Source organism: Microbacterium sp. BF1 (assembly GCF_019279095.1).
Lineage (GTDB): Bacteria > Actinomycetota > Actinomycetes > Actinomycetales > Microbacteriaceae > Microbacterium > Microbacterium maritypicum.
Genome location: NZ_JAGYWT010000004.1, coordinates 1 through 16,435 on the forward strand (window position 1 = coordinate 1; position 16,435 = coordinate 16,435).

22 protein-coding genes are annotated in these 16,435 nt (G+C 65.5%); 20 read left to right on the forward strand and 2 right to left on the reverse strand.

All coding sequences use genetic code 11. The annotated features are described in order from the left end of the window. The first annotated feature begins 240 nt into the window (after positions 1-240). The 6 genes from KZA10_RS00270 to KZA10_RS00290 all read left to right on the forward strand — a co-directional run bounded on the left by KZA10_RS00270 (position 241) and on the right by KZA10_RS00290 (position 2,957). On the forward strand, positions 241-1,038 hold the full coding sequence (locus tag KZA10_RS00270) for a GAF domain-containing protein (protein ID WP_218681879.1): 798 nt from the start codon (positions 241-243) through the stop codon (positions 1,036-1,038). 29 nt (positions 1,039-1,067) lie between these two features. Next, positions 1,068-1,235: a hypothetical protein gene (locus KZA10_RS00275; protein ID WP_218681880.1), complete on the forward strand. Its 168-nt coding sequence runs from the start codon at positions 1,068-1,070 to the stop codon at positions 1,233-1,235. A 154-nt stretch (positions 1,236-1,389) separates the two neighbouring features. Then, positions 1,390-1,617, forward strand: a complete 228-nt coding sequence (locus KZA10_RS00280; RefSeq protein ID WP_218681881.1) for a DUF2188 domain-containing protein — start codon at positions 1,390-1,392, stop codon at positions 1,615-1,617. A gap of 3 nt (positions 1,618-1,620) precedes the next feature. Beyond that, positions 1,621-1,887 carry a hypothetical protein gene (locus KZA10_RS17560; RefSeq protein WP_256934185.1) on the forward strand — a complete coding sequence of 89 codons (267 nt, stop codon included), beginning with the start codon at positions 1,621-1,623 and terminating at the stop codon, positions 1,885-1,887. 68 nt (positions 1,888-1,955) lie between these two features. Further along, positions 1,956-2,480: a hypothetical protein gene (locus tag KZA10_RS17565; protein WP_256934186.1), complete on the forward strand. Its 525-nt coding sequence runs from the start codon at positions 1,956-1,958 to the stop codon at positions 2,478-2,480. Between the two features lie 180 nt (positions 2,481-2,660). After that, the gene (locus KZA10_RS00290) at positions 2,661-2,957 is read left to right on the forward strand and encodes a hypothetical protein (protein WP_141388392.1); all 297 of its coding nucleotides are present in this window, start codon (positions 2,661-2,663) and stop codon (positions 2,955-2,957) included. Positions 2,958-2,964: 7 nt separating this feature from the next. Here the strand turns inward: KZA10_RS00290 and KZA10_RS00295 are convergent, their stop codons facing one another. After that, entirely contained in the window at positions 2,965-3,300 is a 336-nt protein-coding gene (locus KZA10_RS00295; RefSeq protein ID WP_218681882.1) for a hypothetical protein, read from the reverse strand. A gap of 609 nt (positions 3,301-3,909) precedes the next feature. Next, positions 3,910-4,161: a hypothetical protein gene (locus KZA10_RS00300; protein WP_218681883.1), complete on the reverse strand. Its 252-nt coding sequence runs from the start codon at positions 4,159-4,161 to the stop codon at positions 3,910-3,912. 312 nt (positions 4,162-4,473) lie between these two features. Here KZA10_RS00300 and KZA10_RS00305 point away from each other — a divergent pair, with 312 nt between their 5' ends. The 14 genes from KZA10_RS00305 to KZA10_RS00370 all read left to right on the forward strand — a co-directional run. Then, positions 4,474-6,000, forward strand: a complete 1,527-nt coding sequence (locus KZA10_RS00305; protein ID WP_218681884.1) for a sugar transferase — start codon at positions 4,474-4,476, stop codon at positions 5,998-6,000. A gap of 53 nt (positions 6,001-6,053) precedes the next feature. Beyond that, positions 6,054-6,308: a hypothetical protein gene (locus KZA10_RS00310; protein ID WP_306300772.1), complete on the forward strand. Its 255-nt coding sequence runs from the start codon at positions 6,054-6,056 to the stop codon at positions 6,306-6,308. Next, positions 6,305-7,474 (forward strand): MraY family glycosyltransferase, encoded by a 1,170-nt coding sequence (locus KZA10_RS00315; protein WP_141386406.1) that lies wholly within the window; start codon positions 6,305-6,307, stop codon positions 7,472-7,474. Before KZA10_RS00310 ends, KZA10_RS00315 begins: the two co-directional genes overlap by 4 nt. Next, a complete protein-coding gene (locus KZA10_RS00320; RefSeq protein ID WP_017830996.1) occupies positions 7,474-7,992 on the forward strand; it encodes a hypothetical protein in 519 nt (172 codons plus the stop codon). Before KZA10_RS00315 ends, KZA10_RS00320 begins: the two co-directional genes overlap by 1 nt. Positions 7,993-8,253: 261 nt before the next feature. Continuing rightward, a complete protein-coding gene (atpB, locus tag KZA10_RS00325; RefSeq protein WP_017830995.1) occupies positions 8,254-8,922 on the forward strand; it encodes a F0F1 ATP synthase subunit A in 669 nt (222 codons plus the stop codon). Between the two features lie 43 nt (positions 8,923-8,965). Continuing rightward, entirely contained in the window at positions 8,966-9,202 is a 237-nt protein-coding gene (atpE, locus tag KZA10_RS00330; RefSeq protein WP_017830994.1) for an ATP synthase F0 subunit C, read from the forward strand. Positions 9,203-9,229: 27 nt separating this feature from the next. Next, positions 9,230-9,784, forward strand: coding sequence for a F0F1 ATP synthase subunit B (locus KZA10_RS00335; RefSeq protein WP_141386405.1), 555 nt, complete (start codon positions 9,230-9,232; stop codon positions 9,782-9,784). Further along, positions 9,784-10,575: a F0F1 ATP synthase subunit delta gene (locus KZA10_RS00340; protein ID WP_218681885.1), complete on the forward strand. Its 792-nt coding sequence runs from the start codon at positions 9,784-9,786 to the stop codon at positions 10,573-10,575. Before KZA10_RS00335 ends, KZA10_RS00340 begins: the two co-directional genes overlap by 1 nt. Positions 10,576-10,622: 47 nt before the next feature. Then, a complete protein-coding gene (gene atpA, locus KZA10_RS00345; RefSeq protein WP_218681886.1) occupies positions 10,623-12,263 on the forward strand; it encodes a F0F1 ATP synthase subunit alpha in 1,641 nt (546 codons plus the stop codon). A gap of 19 nt (positions 12,264-12,282) precedes the next feature. Continuing rightward, positions 12,283-13,179, forward strand: a complete 897-nt coding sequence (locus KZA10_RS00350) for a F0F1 ATP synthase subunit gamma (protein WP_218681887.1) — start codon at positions 12,283-12,285, stop codon at positions 13,177-13,179. Positions 13,180-13,200: 21 nt separating this feature from the next. Next, positions 13,201-14,655 carry a F0F1 ATP synthase subunit beta gene (atpD, locus tag KZA10_RS00355; protein ID WP_141386402.1) on the forward strand — a complete coding sequence of 485 codons (1,455 nt, stop codon included), beginning with the start codon at positions 13,201-13,203 and terminating at the stop codon, positions 14,653-14,655. Between the two features lie 2 nt (positions 14,656-14,657). Continuing rightward, positions 14,658-14,918 carry a F0F1 ATP synthase subunit epsilon gene (locus KZA10_RS00360; protein ID WP_017830988.1) on the forward strand — a complete coding sequence of 87 codons (261 nt, stop codon included), beginning with the start codon at positions 14,658-14,660 and terminating at the stop codon, positions 14,916-14,918. A gap of 76 nt (positions 14,919-14,994) precedes the next feature. Further along, complete coding sequence (locus KZA10_RS00365) at positions 14,995-15,741, forward strand: YaaA family protein (RefSeq protein ID WP_218681888.1); 747 nt, start codon at positions 14,995-14,997, stop codon at positions 15,739-15,741. Positions 15,742-15,868: 127 nt separating this feature from the next. Then, positions 15,869-16,435: DUF5684 domain-containing protein (locus tag KZA10_RS00370; RefSeq protein ID WP_218681889.1), on the forward strand; the 567-nt coding region annotated here is incomplete at its 3' end.

Below are 16,435 nucleotides of genomic sequence, written 5' to 3' on the forward strand. Positions count from 1 at the left end.
TCGTTCGAGGGCAGCAACGGCTCGATCCGCTTCCATTGCTCGTCCGTGAACACCCTCAACCGCGAATCAGACCTCACACAACAAGACTGCCGTGAGCCTCACCAGCGATATGGGAGACACGCCCTAGAGACTCGACCCGCGCGAGGGTGAATCGGACGCGGCGGCCGATACGCTGGCCGGCTGACTCAGGAAGCCTCGGACGGACGGTGGCACCGTGCGACGCTCGCGCTCGGCAAACGCGTGCGCCGGCCGGTCGCTCCGGTCCTCGCCGGGGCCAGCACCCTGCTCGGCACGCTGGTGGGCCTCAACCCGTTGATCCTCATCCCGACGGCGATCCTCCTTCTCGCAGCCGGATTGACGGCGCACTCCCGAGATGTTTGGTTACGTCATGAGGAATCAGTCAAAGCCACGTCTGCCGCGCAGGCAAAGGCTGCGCTCGAGGCCGCTGCGACCGCCGACCTCGAGCAACTCGCCGCCGACCACAGTCAGTTCGCGGATGTGTTCACCGAGCTGGTCCGGAACGTTGCGGATATGCCCGACAAAGGAAAAGCCGACCGCGCTGCAGACTTCGGCCGCCTGGTCAAGCAGGCGGTAAGCGCAATCGCCTGGCTTCTACACGCCGACATCGTGGGAGTGCGTGCCGTCGTCTATCAAGTCAGCGATGACGATAGTCGCATGGAAGTCGTCGACTGGGCTGCGGGCAACCATCGCGCCGCCCCGCAACCTTTCATCCGAGGCACCGACCGCGGCGACAAAGCGTTCGCGACCCTCCGAGCCGGGGAATCGCTGTTCGTGGACGACATCTCAAAAGCCCCAGAGCAGTGGGCCGGCTCCGGGGATGGGTACAACACCTTCATCACTACGCCCATCGCGTCGCCAACCGTCGGGTATGGCCTGCTCACTGTCGACGCGCCCGAGACCGATTCACTGACCGAGGACGATGAGAACGATCTTCGGCTCGTTGCCGGGATACTTGCAATGATCTTCGCAGAGAAGCACCGCAGATCGCCTGGCCGAGCAGCAGCGCCCTCTGCCTAAATGTCAGAACTAGCGCGTACACTGGCCGCATGACGATCGCTGACCCGGGCAAGGTTGAAATCGTCCCGCGCGCCTCTGGCCTACGGGATCTGTCTGATCCTGCCGTGCGCGAGCGGATCGTCAACGAGGCCAAGCGCGACGCACAGAAGAGTGTTCTTCGTGCTCGTCGCAGCAATCGGCTCTTCCTCACGCGCTGATCCGGGCTCGCTCACCGCACACAGTTCCCGCATCGCCGCGCTCAGTCCGACGTGCTCCGGATCTTGAGCACCTTCTTGTGTCGCGCAAGGGGGTGGCAGCAATTCGGGCGCGGGCGGACGATGGCAGCTCCACATCAGACAGATCGGAGTCGATATGCCCACCGGAGATGTTGAGACGTTCCCGCAGGACGGTGCCTGGTTCAACCGGGTGACCGGCGAGTCCGGGAACACGGGTGGAAGTCACCGGACGAAAGCGGAGGCCGTGGAGGCTGGGCGCGAGCTGGCGCGTGCTCGCAAGGTCGAGCACATCATCAAGAACGAGAACGGGCAGATTGCCGAGCGCAACTCCTACGGCAACGATCCGCGCGACGTGAAGGGCTAGAGCATGGCCCTGCCGGTCGAGCTGCGCCCGCCACTGGGCGTGGCGCTGGCTCGACCGGCGTCGTCGATCCCGGCCTCAGACGGCCTCCCCGGTGGCTCGAGGTACGAACCCAAGTGGGACGGCTTCAGATTGCTGGCCGTCGTCGATGACGACGTGACGCTGTGGTCTCGACAGGGCAAGAACCTCACGCGCAGCTTCCCCGAGCTGGTAGCCGCCCTCGAGGCGCAGCTGCCGCGAGGCGTAGTCCTCGACGGCGAGGCCGTGGTGTGACAGGACGACCGGTTGGACTTCGATGCGCTTCTGAGTGAATCGGCTCCGGCCCTGCACGGGTCGCTCGAATGGCCAGGGAGCGTCCCGCGTCCTATGTGGCCTTCGACGTGTTGGCGATCGCTGATCGCGATGCACGGGGCCTCCGACTGGATGACCGGCGGGCGCTCCTGCAGGAGCTGGCGCTGTCCTGGTCTCCGCCGCTGAACCTCTCCCCCGTCACTCGTGACGTCGCAGAAGCCGCGCAGTGGTTCGAGGCGCTGACGGCATCCGGCATCGAGGGACTGGTGGTCAAGGGCGGGGCGCAGCCCTACGTGGGGGGCGATAGGACGTGGATCAAGGTGAAGCAGCGGAACACGCTCGACGTCGTGTGCGCCGCGGTCACCGGCGCCCGTGAGCGACCGCAGGAGCTGGTGGTTGGGCTTCCGGTCGACGGGGCGCTGCGGATCGTCGGGCGCTCGTCGCCGCTCTCCGCTGCCGCGTCTCGCGCACTCGGTCATCTGCTGCGGAAACCGGAAGGCCCGCACCCGTGGCCGGCTGGAGTGAAACCGGGCACGGTCGACCGTTTCAATCGCAGTGGCCGCGAGCGGGTGTAGCTCACGCTCGTGCAGCCGTTGGTGGTCGAGATCTCGGCCGACGTGGCGATGACGGGCGATTCGTTCCGGCACGCTGTGAGGCTTGTCCGCGCGCGTCCGGAGATCCCCGTCGCTGAGGTTGAACCCCTGCGCCGAACCGATCAGTAGGCGACGTCGGCACCGCCCTGTACCCTCTGGGGCATGGTTGATTCGATCCTGGAGTTTCTCTCGCTGATCGCCGCGATCGTCGCGCTGTGGATGCTCACTCACGCCATGTGCGCCACCTCGTCCCCGCGCGAGACACCGGGGCGAGCGGTTGCATTCGGCGCGGGATTCAACGCTCTAGGCGTGATCCTCGGGGCATACCTCGTGGCGACGCTGCCTGTGGGTCAGGAGCTTCCTTTCACGGCCTGGACCTTCGGAGCTGGCGGGCTGATCGGAGTGGGCCTCGGCGCGCTGAGCTCGTACCGCTCCAACCGTCGCAAAGCTCGCGCGTAAGCGCGCTCTATCGCCACCCATCCACGCGGTTCTGTAAACGCTGGCACGCTCCCTGCCACACCCAGCACCGCAGCTTCTCGCCGTCGACGTCGACCTCGACTCCGACCGCATCTGATGTCCAGCGCTTCACGAGGACAGTCGATCTGACGTCGACATCGCCAAAGCGAAGCCATGTCAATCCCCACACCTGCATCCGTTCGGGCACCACGGTCACGACCTGCGACTGCAGCCGCAACTGGTCCGCGCTGAGTGAGTGCAGTGCTCCCCGCTTGCGAGCTTCACGCAACTCGCGTTCTTCGGCCAGCTGGCTTCCGAGGTGCGGATAGCGCTTGTTCGTTCCCACTCCCCCATGATCGAGCGGACCGCCGACGTTGCTGCGTCGACGTGAAATCGATCTGATATCAGTTCGATACGAGAGTGCTACTTGATCAGGTCGGCTCGATCGCCACTAATTCGAGAACCTTTGCAACCGACCACCCGCGCTCGACGAGGCGTAGCCTCGCGACCGCATCGCAGATTTGCCCGATATGGCGGCCGCCGACCCACTGCAGGTCGGTTCTTCCGTCTGGGGTCTGGAAGACGACTCGACGAGGTGCGCTGCGGGGCGTCCAAAGCAGACGTGGGCGTTCGTGTACGAGTCTCGCCGCGAAATCTTGGACTTCGGGCGTCCACCGTGGCTGGGAATCGGCCAAATCGAACACTGGATTCAAAGCTGATCGGCGCGGAGCGCCGGCCCTGTGCGCGCTTGCGCGTCTTGGCAGGGATCTCTTAACCGGGGATGTTTCGTTAGTTGTGGGTTGGGTGGGTAGGGGGGTGCCGTCCACAGAACGAGGGATCGTAAGGGCTCGCGTGGATGCCACTGTGCGCTGCTGCACCCCGCCCAGCTGACGGGCTTCGGCGAGCTGCTCGAGCGTGAGCCTGTTGGCACCACGGGCGACCTCCACTACAAGCCCTACGCGGTGAGGAAGCGCATCACGCGCTTCACCGTCGATTCCGCGTAGCCGATACGCTGCGCCACGGTCTTGTGGGAGATGGCCACGTCACGGCCCGTGCGGCGGTCCGCTGCAGACGCCCACTCGCGCGACGCCTTGAGTACGGTCGGCGCACCCGCCACACGCAGACGGCGTCTGAGGGCCTCGACGGAGGGCAATGCAAGCGCGAACTCGACCGCCCGAAGCCACTCCGAAGGGCGGCACACGGTCACCGCGACAGAATAGCCCCGGCTCAAGAGCTCCTCGCAACCTTCTTTCGTCCATTCATCAGATTTACCTTCCCGTGGCGGCGATGTTCCGCTACAGTGGTCAAGGTCTGCAGTGCCTGCTGTCAGCGATCATCGTTTGGGACGGTGTGATCGCACTCCGTGATGTGGGAATCACGAAGGGTTTCAGCAGGACCCGAGGGGTCGGGACGCAGACGACGCCGTGAACGTGGGGTTCATGGTCTGGGGAATCTGGGGAATCACAAAAATGTCGCACTGGGGATATCTGCGTACATTCACGGCTCAAGGGGCCTCGGCATGACTTCCGTCGAGGATGCCCTGAGCATCACTCGTACGGCGTTCGTGCCGGTCGCCGCTCCGCGAGCCACCAAGTCGGTGACGCGCACGGTGGTCACACCGCGCGCTTCGGCGACCTTGGAACGGCGCCGTCAGTGGGAGCGCCGCTATCGGATGCGGCTGCGGACCACGGATGCGGCTGTCATCCTGTTCGCCGTCGGTCTGACGGCGGCGGTCCAGCTGGCCACCGGCGTCAGCGGGTTCGAGGTCCTCCGCGACGGCATCCCCCTCGCCGCGCTGTGGTACCTCATGCTCAGCGCGCTGCACACGCGGGACGCCGCGTTGTTCCGCGCGAGCGCCACCGAGTACCGCGGCGTCGTGCACGCCAGCGGACTCGCCTTCGGGATCATCGCCATCGTGGCGGTGCTGCTCGCATGGAAGTCGATGCAACTGATGCTGCTGCTGGGGCTGCCTCTCGGTGTGCTGACACTTCTGGTGACCCGGTGGATGTGGCGGCATTGGCTGCAGACGCAGCGCTCCCAGGGGAGGTTCGCCTCCCGTACTCTCGTCGTCGGCAACAGGGACGACGTGGAGTACGTGGTCCGGACGCTGCACCCGATCGGCGCTTCCGGCTACCAGGTGGTCGGCGCGACGCTCCTCGACGGCAATGCCCGCGACATCGTGATCGACGACACGAGGTTCCCGGTTCTGGGGAACGTGAACTCCGTGTCGTCGATCGCGGCCGAGGTCGGCGCCGACACGATCATCGTGGCGAGCCGTCCCGAGGGCGAGCCGGAATTCGTGAAGCAGCTGAGCTGGCAGCTCGAGGGGACGGCTGCCGAGCTCGTGCTGTCGAGCCGACTGACGGATGTCGCCGGGCCGCGCATCTCCTTCGCGCCGGTCGAGGGCCTGCCCCTCATCCAGGTGCAGATCCCGACCTACGAGGGCGGGCGGCACCTCCTCAAGCGCGCGCTCGACATCGCCGTCGCCACGGTGGCGCTGATCCCGATCGGCCTCGTGGCGCCCGTGCTGGCGCTGCTCATCAAGATGGACTCGCCCGGTCCCGTCTTCTTCTTCCAGGAGCGCGTCGGCCGTGACGGCCGCCGCTTCAAGATGGTCAAGTTCCGTTCGATGAAGACCGACGCCGAGAAGCAGCTCGCCATGCTCAAGGAGCAGAACGAGGGCGCAGGTCTCCTCTTCAAGATGAAGGACGACCCTCGCGTCACCCGTGTCGGCAAGGTGCTGCGCAAGCTCTCACTCGACGAGCTGCCGCAGTTCTGGAACGTGCTCATCGGCGATATGAGCGTGGTCGGTCCTCGACCGCCGCTGCCGAGCGAAGTCACCGCCTACGACGGCACCGTCTTCCGTCGCCTGTACATCAAGCCCGGGATCACCGGCCTGTGGCAGGTCTCCGGACGAAGCGACCTCTCCTGGGACGAGAGCGTGCGCCTCGACCTGCGATACGTCGAGAACTGGTCCGTGATGAACGACCTGCAGATCATGTGGCGTACCGCCAAAGTCATGGTGCAGCCCAGCGGGGCATACTGATTCCATGAGCAATGCGTCGCCTCGGGGCGAGGATCGGTCCATCCTCGTCGCCGATGCTGGGTGACAGCGTCGCGGTCTATCTCGCAGACGGCCTGAGCAAGGACGGCATCGCGTCCACCATCGTGGATGCCACCTCGCTGGTGCGCCGCGGCGCGGATTCCGAACCCGGGACCGTACGCATCCTCCGTGACGGCGCCGTGACCAGGGAACAGCTCCAGGAAGTCCTCGGCGACCTCCTCGAGCCCGAGGACCACGCCGGACACGAGCATGACCCTGAGCACGCGCAGGAGCAGGACAGGGATTCGTGAAGCAGTACCTCTTCACGATCATCCTCACCGCCGCGATCACGTTCGCGCTGACCTGGGCGGTGTGGAAGCTGAGCCTCCGGTTCAAGCTGTACCCCGCCATCCGCGACCGGGACGTGCACACCACCCCCAAGCCACGACTGGGCGGCGTCGCGATCTTCCTCGCCATCGCCGCGGCGTTCGGCTTCTCCGCGGTGAACCCGTTCTTCCAGAGCATCTGGGTGCCGCCGCAGACCATGTGGTCGATCCTCGGCGCGTCCCTGCTGATCGCGATCATCGGGGTCGTCGACGACCTCTGGGACATCGACTGGATGATCAAGCTCGGCGCGCAGTTCCTCGCTGCCGGCGTCATCACGGTCGGTGGGGGACTGCAGATCCTGTCTCTGCCGTTCGGTGACCTCATCGTGGTGTCGAGCTGGCTGAGCATCACGATCACGATGTTCGCGATCGTCATCGTGATGAATGCGGTGAACTTCATCGACGGACTCGACGGGCTCGTCGCCGGTGTGTGTCTCATCTCGAACGGCGTGTTCTTCGCCTACTCCTACATCTTCACGCGCGACTCCGGCGCCTCCAGCTACTTCAACCTCTCGACCTTCATCGCCGCCGTCCTCATCGGAGCCTGCCTCGGCTTCCTGCCGCTGAACTGGAGCCCCGCGAAGATCTTCATGGGCGACTCCGGTGCACTGGTGATCGGCCTCCTGATGGCCACATCGGCGATCGCGATCACCGGGCAGATGGATCCGTCCGCCCTCGACCCCGAGCGGCTCGGGCGTTCCCAGCTGGTCGGAGCCTTCCTACCGATCCTGCTCCCGCTGCTGGTGGTCCTGCTGCCGCTGCTGGACTTCGGACTCGCCGTGCTCCGACGCATGAGCGCGGGACGATCGCCGTTCTCGCCCGACCGGAAGCACCTGCATCACCGCATGCTCGATCTGGGCCACCGCGACCGTGACGCCGTGCTCATCTTCTACGCCTGGACGGCCGTGGTCTCCCTCGCCGTCCTGCTCATGTACGTCGGTGCCCGAGAGGACTGGCCCGGCCAGTACCTGCCGGGTGTCGGCTTCGGCATCGTGGGCATCGCCGCCTGCCTCGTCGTCACGCTGAGTCCCACCCGCCGCAGGAAGAGCGCAGCGGGCACCGAACCCGATCCGACACCCGTGGAGTCCTGATGAGCCCGAGTCCTGTTTCCAGCACGCCGATCCTGCGTCGCACCCTCATCTGGTCGGCGGTCGCCACCGTCGTGCTCGCGATCATCGCCGGGGGCATCGGCTACCTCGTCGCTCAGGGGGAGGGGCTCGTCAGCGGTCTGCTCGGCGTGCTCCTGGCCGCCGTCTTCCTGGCGATCACCGGCATCAGCATCCTGATCGCGAACCGCTGGTACGGCGACCCGATCTACGTGCAGTTGTTCTTCGCCATCGTCCTGGGCGGCTGGCTGCTCAAGCTCGGGCTCTTCGTCGTCGCGATGATCATGCTCGCCGGTCAGCCGTGGCTGCAGCCGATGGTGTTCTTCCTGTCGATCGTGGCCGGCGTGCTGATGTCGCTCGCCATCGACGTCATCGTCCTCACGAGCATGCGGCTGCCCAACGTCAGCGACACGAACCTCCCGACGGAGGTTCCCGAAGACCGTGCGCCCGGCTCGGCGAATCACATCGGAGACGGACCCGTCGAGGGTGGCCAGCGGTCTTAGGAGACCCTCAGATTCTGATACTGTTGATACGTGCCCGCCGCTCGCCCGCGAGCGCTTGCGCTGTGTAGCACACCGACCATCGTCGCCCCGGTTTAGACCGGTGCCCCGAAGCTGGAGCCCGCGCTGTTTAATCTTGCTGCGACCCTGACCCCCCGACTCGCCTCCGACGGCGAGTTCCACGGCCCTTCGATCGACGATTTCTTTCCGGAGATCCTCTTCCACGTAGGCCCCATCCCCGTCAACCGGATCCACCTGGTTCAGTTGCTCGCGGTGATCGCCGTGGTTCTGATCCTCTGGCTCGGCACTCGCCGTATGAAGGTCGTCCCCGGCCGCTTCCAGAGCCTCGTGGAGATGGGGCTCGGCTTCGTCCGGACCAACGTCGCCCACGACATGCTCGGTCGCAAGGACGGTGACCGCTTCCTGCCGATCCTGACCACGATCTTCTTCATGGTCCTGTTCATGAACATCACGGGCATCATCCCGTTCCTGAACATGCCGGGAACGGCGATCGTCGCGGTGCCGCTCACGCTGGCCGTCGTCAGCTACGTGACCTTCATCTACGCCGGTATCAAGCGACACGGCTTCAAGTTCTTCAAGAACTCCCTGTTCCCGCAGGGCGTGCCGGTCGCCGCGATGCCGATCGTCGCGATCATCGAGCTCATCTCGACGTTCATCCTGCGCCCCGTCACGCTGACGCTGCGTCTTCTCATGAACCTCGTCGTGGGGCACATGATCCTGGTCCTCGCGTTCTCCGCGACCCAGTTCTTCTTCTTCACCGCAGGTGGCGGCTGGGCCGCACTCGGTGTCGGAACCCTCGCCTTCGGTGGCGCCTTCACTCTCTTCGAGATGCTGGTCGCCGTCCTCCAGGCATACGTCTTCACCGTCCTCACCGCGGTCTACATCCAGCTCGCGGTCGCAGAAGAGCACTGAGCGGGCAGGCATCAGCCTTCCCACCCAACGAAAGGAAAAACCCGTGGACGCTACTACGGTTCTCGCTGAAATCAACGGTCACCTCGGAGCGGTCGGCTACGGCCTCGCAGCCATCGGCCCGGCTATCGGCGTCGGCATCGTCGTCGGCAAGACCATCGAGGGTGTCGCTCGTCAGCCCGAGCTGGCCGGTCGTCTCCAGGTCCTCATGTGGATCGGTATCGCCTTCACCGAGGCACTTGCGTTCGTCGGCATCGCCGTCGCATTCATCCCCTTCCCGTAATCCTCACCGACTTCTGAAGGAGACAGGATGCTGAACGCTCTTGTCACGAACCTCGCAGCAGAGGGTGAGCCGAACAACCCCCTCATTCCTGCGTGGTACGACATCATCTGGTCGGGCCTCTGGTTCATCGTCATCCTCGTCGTCGTCTGGAAGGTCGCCCTTCCCCGTCTGACGAAGATGCTCGACGAGCGGTCCGCCGCCATCGAGGGCAACATCGCCAAGGCCGACGAGGCGCAGAAGCAGGCGGAGGCGGCACTCGAGGAGTACACGCGTCAGCTCGCTGAGGCGCGCACCGAGGCCGGTGAGATCCGCGAAGCCGCCCGTGAGGACGGTAAGAAGATCGTCGCCGAGGCGAAGGAGTCTGCGACCACCGAGGCCGCACGCATCATCGCCACCGCGCACACGCAGATCGAAGCGGAGCGTCAGGCCGCTCTCGTCTCGCTGCGTAGCGAGGTCGGAACCCTCGCGATCGACCTCGCCGGTGGCGTGGTCGGCGAGACGCTCTCCGACGACGCGCGTGCGACGGCTGTCGTCGATCGCTTCCTCGCCGAGCTCGAGGCATCCGAGAAGGCGGCTCAGTAATGGGCAGCGCGACCACTCAGGCACTCGCGGCATCCATCAAGACGCTTGCCGCAGCGAAGGACGTCACTCTCGACACCGCACGGGAGCTGTTCGCTGCCGCGCATGCCGTGAGTGCATCGTCCCAGCTGAGCGGCGCGCTTGCTGATCCTTCCGCTCCCGCCGCGGCACGACAGAATGTCGTCGCCGCGGTGTTCCGCGGGTTCTCCGCAGGTGCCCAGGGCGTCCTGAAGACCGTCGTCGCAGAACGCTGGTCCAACGCGGGCGAGCTCGTCGACGGTATCGAGGAGCTTGCGATCCGCGCGGCAGCGATCGCCGAGCCCGGAACGGATATCGAGGGGGAGCTCTTCGGCTTCTCCCGGGTGATCGCGGCCAACCCCGAGCTCGAACTCGCTCTGGGTAGCCGCGTCGGCGGAGAAGACGCCAAGAGTGCGCTCGTCGAGCGTCTCCTGGCCGAAGGCTCCACCGGCTCCGCGACGACGCTGATCATCACGTCGCTCGTGCGCGAGCCGCGCGGGCGTCGAGTCCGACGGCTGCTGAACCGGGCGATGAGCGTCGTCTCGAGCCAGCGCGGTCGAGTGGTCGCCACGGTGCACACTGCGACCGCCCTCACGGACGCGCAGCGCGCCCGTCTCAGCGACTCGCTCTCGCGTCGCTACGACGGTCAGGTATCGCTCAACGTCGTCATCGACCCTGCCGTCGTCGGAGGCCTGCGCGTGCAGATCGCCGATGACGTCATCGACGGCAGCATCTCCGCACGACTCGCCGACCTTCGCCAGAAGCTCGCGGGCTAACACGACTTCGCGCGGGGAACCGCGCACCCAGATACAAAGGGAAGACAATGGCAGAACTATCGATCAGCCCCGACGTCATCCGTGACGCGCTGAAGGACTTCGCCGCAGCATACGAGCCCTCCGGGGCCAGGGCGACCGAGGTCGGCACCGTCATCGACGCGGCCGACGGCATCGCGCACGTCGAGGGACTGCCCGGCGTCATGGCGAACGAGCTCGTCATCTTCGCCGACGGCACCAAGGGTCTCGCACAGAGCCTGAACGAGCACGAGATCGGTGTCGTCGTCCTCGGCGAGTTCACCGGTGTCGAGGCCGGTCAGGAAGTCACCCGCACCGGCGAGGTCCTCTCGGTTCCGGTCGGCGACGGCTACCTCGGCCGTGTGGTCGACCCGCTCGGCAACCCGATCGACGGACTCGGCGCGATCGAGACCGAGAGCGTCCGCGCCCTCGAGCTCCAGGCGCCCGGCGTCATGCAGCGCAAGTCGGTGCACGAGCCGATGCAGACCGGCATCAAGGCCATCGACGCGATGATCCCCGTCGGTCGTGGCCAGCGTCAGCTGATCATCGGCGACCGCCAGACCGGTAAGACGGCCATCGCGATCGACACGATCATCAACCAGAAGGCCAACTGGGAGTCGGGCGACGTCAACAAGCAGGTTCGCTGCATCTACGTCGCGATCGGTCAGAAGGGCTCGACCATCGCTTCGGTGAAGGGCGCCCTCGAAGAGGCCGGTGCGCTGGAGTACACCACGATCGTGGCCGCTCCCGCATCCGACCCCGCTGGCTTCAAGTACCTGGCTCCCTACACGGGTTCTGCCATCGGCCAGCACTGGATGTACGGAGGCAAGCACGTCCTCATCATCTTCGACGACCTGTCGAAGCAGGCTGAGGCCTACCGCGCCGTGTCGCTCCTCCTGCGCCGCCCGCCGGGCCGCGAGGCCTACCCGGGTGACGTCTTCTACCTGCACTCGCGTCTGCTCGAGCGTTGCGCGAAGCTGTCCGACGAGCTCGGCGCTGGTTCCATGACGGGTCTCCCGATCATCGAGACCAAGGCGAACGACGTCTCGGCCTACATCCCGACCAACGTGATCTCGATCACCGACGGCCAGATCTTCCTGCAGTCCGACCTCTTCAACGCGAACCAGCGTCCCGCGGTCGACGTGGGTATCTCGGTCTCGCGAGTCGGCGGTGACGCTCAGGTCAAGTCGATCAAGAAGGTCTCCGGAACGTTGAAGCTTGAGCTCGCGCAGTACCGCTCCCTCGAGGCTTTCGCGATGTTCGCGTCCGACCTCGACGCGGCTTCGCGTCGTCAGCTCTCCCGTGGTGCGCGTCTGACCGAGCTGCTCAAGCAGCCGCAGTACTCGCCGTACCCCGTCGAGGAGCAGGTCGTCTCGATCTGGGCCGGCACCAACGGCAAGCTCGACTCGATCGAGGTCTCGGACGTCCTGCGCTTCGAGCGCGAGCTCCTGGACTACCTGCGTCGCAACACCAAGGTTCTCGAGACGCTTCGCGACACCAACGTCCTCGATGACGCCACGGTCGCAGAGCTCGAGAAGCAGACGGATGCCTTCATCCTGGAGTTCCAGGGTGGCAAGGGACACGCCATCGGCGCCCCGGGCCACGAGGAGCACGCTGCAGCCGAGGCTGAGGACGTCAACCAGGAGAAGATCGTCAAGGGTCGTCGCGCGTAACCGCGTGAGGTACTGACATATGGGCGCTCAACTCAGGGTCTACAAGCAGAAGATCTCTTCTGCTCAGACGACCAAGAAGATCACGAAGGCGATGGAACTCATCGCGGCTTCGCGCATTCAGAAGGCGATGGCACGCGTCAAAGCGTCCACACCCTTCGCGCGTGCCGTGACGAGGGCCGTGTCGGCCGTCGCGACGTACTCGAACGTGGATCACCCGCTGACCCGCGAGTCCGAGAACATCACCCGCTCCGCGGTCGTGATCTTCTCCTCGGACCGCGGTCTCGCCGGAGCCTTCAACTCGCAGATCCTCCGTGAGGGTCTCGAGGTCGCAGAGCTCCTGCGCGAGCAGGGCAAGGAGCCGGTCTTCTACCTCATCGGTCGTAAGGCCGTCGGATACTTCCAGTTCCGACGCCTCGCCGCCGCTGCGGAGTGGACCGGCGACACGGACACCCCGTCGTTCCACACCGCGGAGGAGATCTCCGCGACGCTGCTCGAATCCTTCTCCCGCGGGGGACAGGATGGCGGGGTCGATGAGATCCACCTCGTGTACAACCGTTTCGTCAGCATGATGACGCAGTCGCCCGAATCCGTGCGTCTGCTCCCGCTGGAGATCACGGAAGCCGATGAGTCGGAAGCCGGTAACACCGTTTACCCGCTGTACGAGTTCGAACCGGATGCCGAGACCGTTCTCGACGCGATCCTGCCGGTGTACATCCAGAGCCGCGTCTTCAACGCTCTCCTGCAGTCGTCTGCCGCGAAGCAGGCGGCGACGCAGAAGGCGATGAAGTCGGCCAGCGACAACGCCGACAAGCTCATCACCGACTACACACGTCTGCGCAACAACGCGCGCCAGGCGGAGATCACGCAGCAGATCGCCGAGATCGTCGGCGGCGCCGACGCCCTCTCGAGCAAATAGACCATCAGGAAAGAGACGAAAATGACCCTCACCGCTCCGGCTGACCAGCCGGCGACCGCGGTCGTCGGGCGCGTCGCACGCGTCAACGGTCCGGTTGTCGACATCGAGTTCCCTCATGACTCGATCCCCGACATCTACAACGCGCTGAAGACCATGATCGCGATGGGCGAAGAGTCCACCGAGATCACGCTCGAGGTCGCTCAGCACCTCGGCGACGACCTCGTCCGCGCCATCGCCCTGAACCCGACCGACGGCATCGTCCGCGGCCAGGAAGTCCGCGACACCGGTGAGGCCATCTCGGTCCCCGTCGGCGACGTGACCAAGGGCAAGGTGTTCAACGTCATCGGCGAGGTGCTCAACCTCGAGCCCGGCGAGACCATCGAGGTCACCGAGCGCTGGCCTATCCACCGCAAGGCGCCGAACTTTGACCAGCTCGAGTCCAAGACTCAGATGTTCGAGACCGGCATCAAGTCGATCGACCTCCTCACCCCGTACGTGCTGGGTGGAAAGATCGGTCTGTTCGGTGGCGCCGGTGTCGGCAAGACCGTCCTCATCCAGGAGATGATCCAGCGCGTCGCGCAGGACCACGGTGGTGTGTCGGTGTTCGCCGGTGTCGGTGAGCGCACCCGTGAGGGCAACGACCTCATCCACGAGATGGAAGAGGCGGGCGTCTTCGACAAGACGGCCCTCGTCTTCGGCCAGATGGACGAGCCGCCGGGAACGCGTCTGCGCGTCGCCCTGTCGGCTCTGACGATGGCGGAGTACTTCCGTGACGTGCAGAAGCAGGACGTGCTGCTCTTCATCGACAACATCTTCCGCTTCACGCAGGCCGGTTCCGAGGTCTCCACGCTGCTGGGCCGCATGCCCTCCGCGGTGGGTTACCAGCCGAACCTCGCCGACGAGATGGGTGTGCTCCAGGAGCGCATCACCTCGACGCGCGGCCACTCGATCACCTCGCTGCAGGCGATCTACGTGCCCGCCGATGACTACACCGACCCGGCTCCGGCGACCACGTTCGCCCACCTCGACGCGACGACCGAGCTCTCTCGTGAGATCGCCTCGAAGGGTCTGTACCCGGCCATCGACCCGCTGACCTCGACGTCGCGCATCATGGACCCCCGCTACTTGGGCGAGGACCACTACCGCGTCGCCACGACGGTCAAGCAGATCCTCCAGAAGAACAAGGAACTGCAGGAGATCATCGCCATCCTCGGTGTCGATGAGCTCTCCGAGGAAGACAAGATCGTCGTGTCGCGTGCACGTCGCATCCAGCAGTTCCTCTCGCAGAACACCTACATGGCCAAGAAGTTCACGGGCGTCGAGGGTTCGACCGTCCCGCTGAAGGAGACCATCGAGTCGTTCGACGCGATCACCCGCGGTGACTTCGACCACGTGGCCGAGCAGGCCTTCTTCAACGTCGGTGGCATCTCCGACGTCGAAGAGCAGTGGGCGAAGATCCAGAAGGAGAACGGCTGACCATGGCGCTACACGTCAGCCTCGTCTCCGCTGATGCGGAGGTCTGGACGGGAGAGGCGAGCCTCGTGGTCGCCAAGACCGTCGAGGGTGAGATCGGCTTCATGACCGGCCACGAGCCGGTGCTGGCCATCCTCGCCGAGGGCCAGGTTCGCATCACCCAGTCGGATGGCACCAAGGTGCTGGCCAACGCGCAGGACGGGTTCCTCTCCATGGAGGGCGACACCCTGACGATCGTTGCCGGCAACGCGGCTCTCATCGCCTAGCAGTACCTGTTTCACGCGTCCGCCTCGGCACCCGCACGGGTTCCGAGGCGGACGCGTCTGTATCCACCGAGGTTTCATGAAGATCCTGCTCCCTCCGTCGGAGACCAAACACGAGGGTGGCGACGGTTCCCCTCTCGATCTCGACTCGCTGGTGCTTCCGTCGCTCAACGAACGACGCTCGGCGGTCCTCGAGGCGCTGATCGACCTCGCCGCCGATGAAGAGGCCGCACGACGCGTGCTCAAGCTGAGCGAGCGGCAGCGGGGGGACATCGCACACAACAGGGCGCTTCGATCGTCGCCCACCATGCCGGCGATCGACCGGTACACGGGCGTGCTGTTCGATGCGCTCGATGCGCGTTCCCTCTCCGCAGCCTCCCGACGGTGGCTGGGAGAGCACGTGTGGATACACAGCGCTCCGCTGGGCCCCGTCGGAGCCCTCGACGCTCTTCCCACCTACCGCCTCGCCGCCGGGACCTCACTACCCGGACTCCCGGCGCTTCGCCGGCACTGGGCCGAAGCCACCTCCGCAGCGATCGCCGAGGCCGACCCGTCGTTCGTCCTCGACCTGCGCAGCGAGGCCTACGTCGCGCTCGGGCCCGTGCCAGGTGCCGTCTCCTCCGCGTACGTCCGTGTCGTGACCGCACACGGAAGAGTCCTCAACCACTTCAACAAGAAGTCGAAGGGCCTGCTCGTGCGGGTGATCGCCGAGGATCGGCCGCGTGTCAGCTCGGTCCGTGGCCTTCGCGCGTGGGCGCAGAAGCGGGGGATCGTCTTCCGCGACGGCGCACAGCCGGGCATTCTGGAGCTGGTCGTCGAGGAGTGAGTCGTCTTCCGTGCGAGGAGGGACGCTTCGTCCGCGAACGGCGGCGACCCGAACATGCCAGACGGCGAAAGAGACCTGCGGGGAAACCCCGCGACACGCTAGTGTGTTCAGCGCATGATGCCGCATCATGAATTTTCTGGAGGGAACCATGAACGACTACTACGGCTATGACGGCCTGTCAGGCGGCGCGCTGGTCGCGTTGATCCTGGTCTACACGATCCTGCCACTCGCCATCTACGCGCTCTACTCGTGGTTCTACATGAAGATCTTCGAGAAGGCGGGAGTGCAGGGCAAGTGGCGCGCCTGGGTGCCCGTCTACAGCACCATGATCTTCTACAAGCTCGGTGACCTGAGTCCCTGGCTCGTTCTGTACCTGATCGGTGGCGGTATCATCGGCTCGATCATCCCGTTCCTGGGATGGTTCCTGATCCTCCCGCTCATCGGTATCGCCGGTCGCGTGATCGACCTGATCGCCGCGTGGCGGGTCGGCCTGAAGCTGCAGAAGGACGCCGTCTGGGTCGTTCTGTACTTCTTCCTGCCGCCGGTGTGGCTCGGTATCAACGCGTTCGACAAGTCGCGTTGGAACGCGGGCATCCAGCCCGCTCCCTGGGCAGCGAACAGCCTGCTCGGCGACCGCACGGTGTGGGACGGGATCCCGGCTCAGGCATCGGCTGCGGCTCCGCAGGCCGGCTAC

Bases quoted from the DNA above. Each gene is read 5' to 3' on its own strand.
- KZA10_RS17560 (WP_256934185.1), top strand. From the start codon at position 1,621: ATGGCCCTGCCGGTCGAGCTGCGCCCGCCACTGGGCGTGGCGCTGGCT.
- KZA10_RS17565 (WP_256934186.1), top strand. From the start codon at position 1,956: ATGGCCAGGGAGCGTCCCGCGTCCTATGTGGCCTTCGACGTGTTGGCG.
- KZA10_RS00290 (WP_141388392.1), top strand. From the start codon at position 2,661: ATGGTTGATTCGATCCTGGAGTTTCTCTCGCTGATCGCCGCGATCGTC.
- KZA10_RS00335 (WP_141386405.1), top strand. From the start codon at position 9,230: ATGCTGAACGCTCTTGTCACGAACCTCGCAGCAGAGGGTGAGCCGAAC.
- KZA10_RS00305 (WP_218681884.1), top strand. From the start codon at position 4,474: ATGACTTCCGTCGAGGATGCCCTGAGCATCACTCGTACGGCGTTCGTG.
- KZA10_RS00365 (WP_218681888.1), top strand. From the start codon at position 14,995: ATGAAGATCCTGCTCCCTCCGTCGGAGACCAAACACGAGGGTGGCGAC.
- KZA10_RS00350 (WP_218681887.1), top strand. From the start codon at position 12,283: ATGGGCGCTCAACTCAGGGTCTACAAGCAGAAGATCTCTTCTGCTCAG.
- KZA10_RS00310 (WP_306300772.1), top strand. From the start codon at position 6,054: ATGCTGGGTGACAGCGTCGCGGTCTATCTCGCAGACGGCCTGAGCAAG.
- KZA10_RS00320 (WP_017830996.1), top strand. From the start codon at position 7,474: ATGAGCCCGAGTCCTGTTTCCAGCACGCCGATCCTGCGTCGCACCCTC.
- KZA10_RS00280 (WP_218681881.1), top strand. From the start codon at position 1,390: ATGCCCACCGGAGATGTTGAGACGTTCCCGCAGGACGGTGCCTGGTTC.
- atpD (WP_141386402.1), top strand. From the start codon at position 13,201: ATGACCCTCACCGCTCCGGCTGACCAGCCGGCGACCGCGGTCGTCGGG.
- KZA10_RS00340 (WP_218681885.1), top strand. From the start codon at position 9,784: ATGGGCAGCGCGACCACTCAGGCACTCGCGGCATCCATCAAGACGCTT.
- KZA10_RS00275 (WP_218681880.1), top strand. From the start codon at position 1,068: ATGACGATCGCTGACCCGGGCAAGGTTGAAATCGTCCCGCGCGCCTCT.
- atpA (WP_218681886.1), top strand. From the start codon at position 10,623: ATGGCAGAACTATCGATCAGCCCCGACGTCATCCGTGACGCGCTGAAG.
- KZA10_RS00360 (WP_017830988.1), top strand. From the start codon at position 14,658: ATGGCGCTACACGTCAGCCTCGTCTCCGCTGATGCGGAGGTCTGGACG.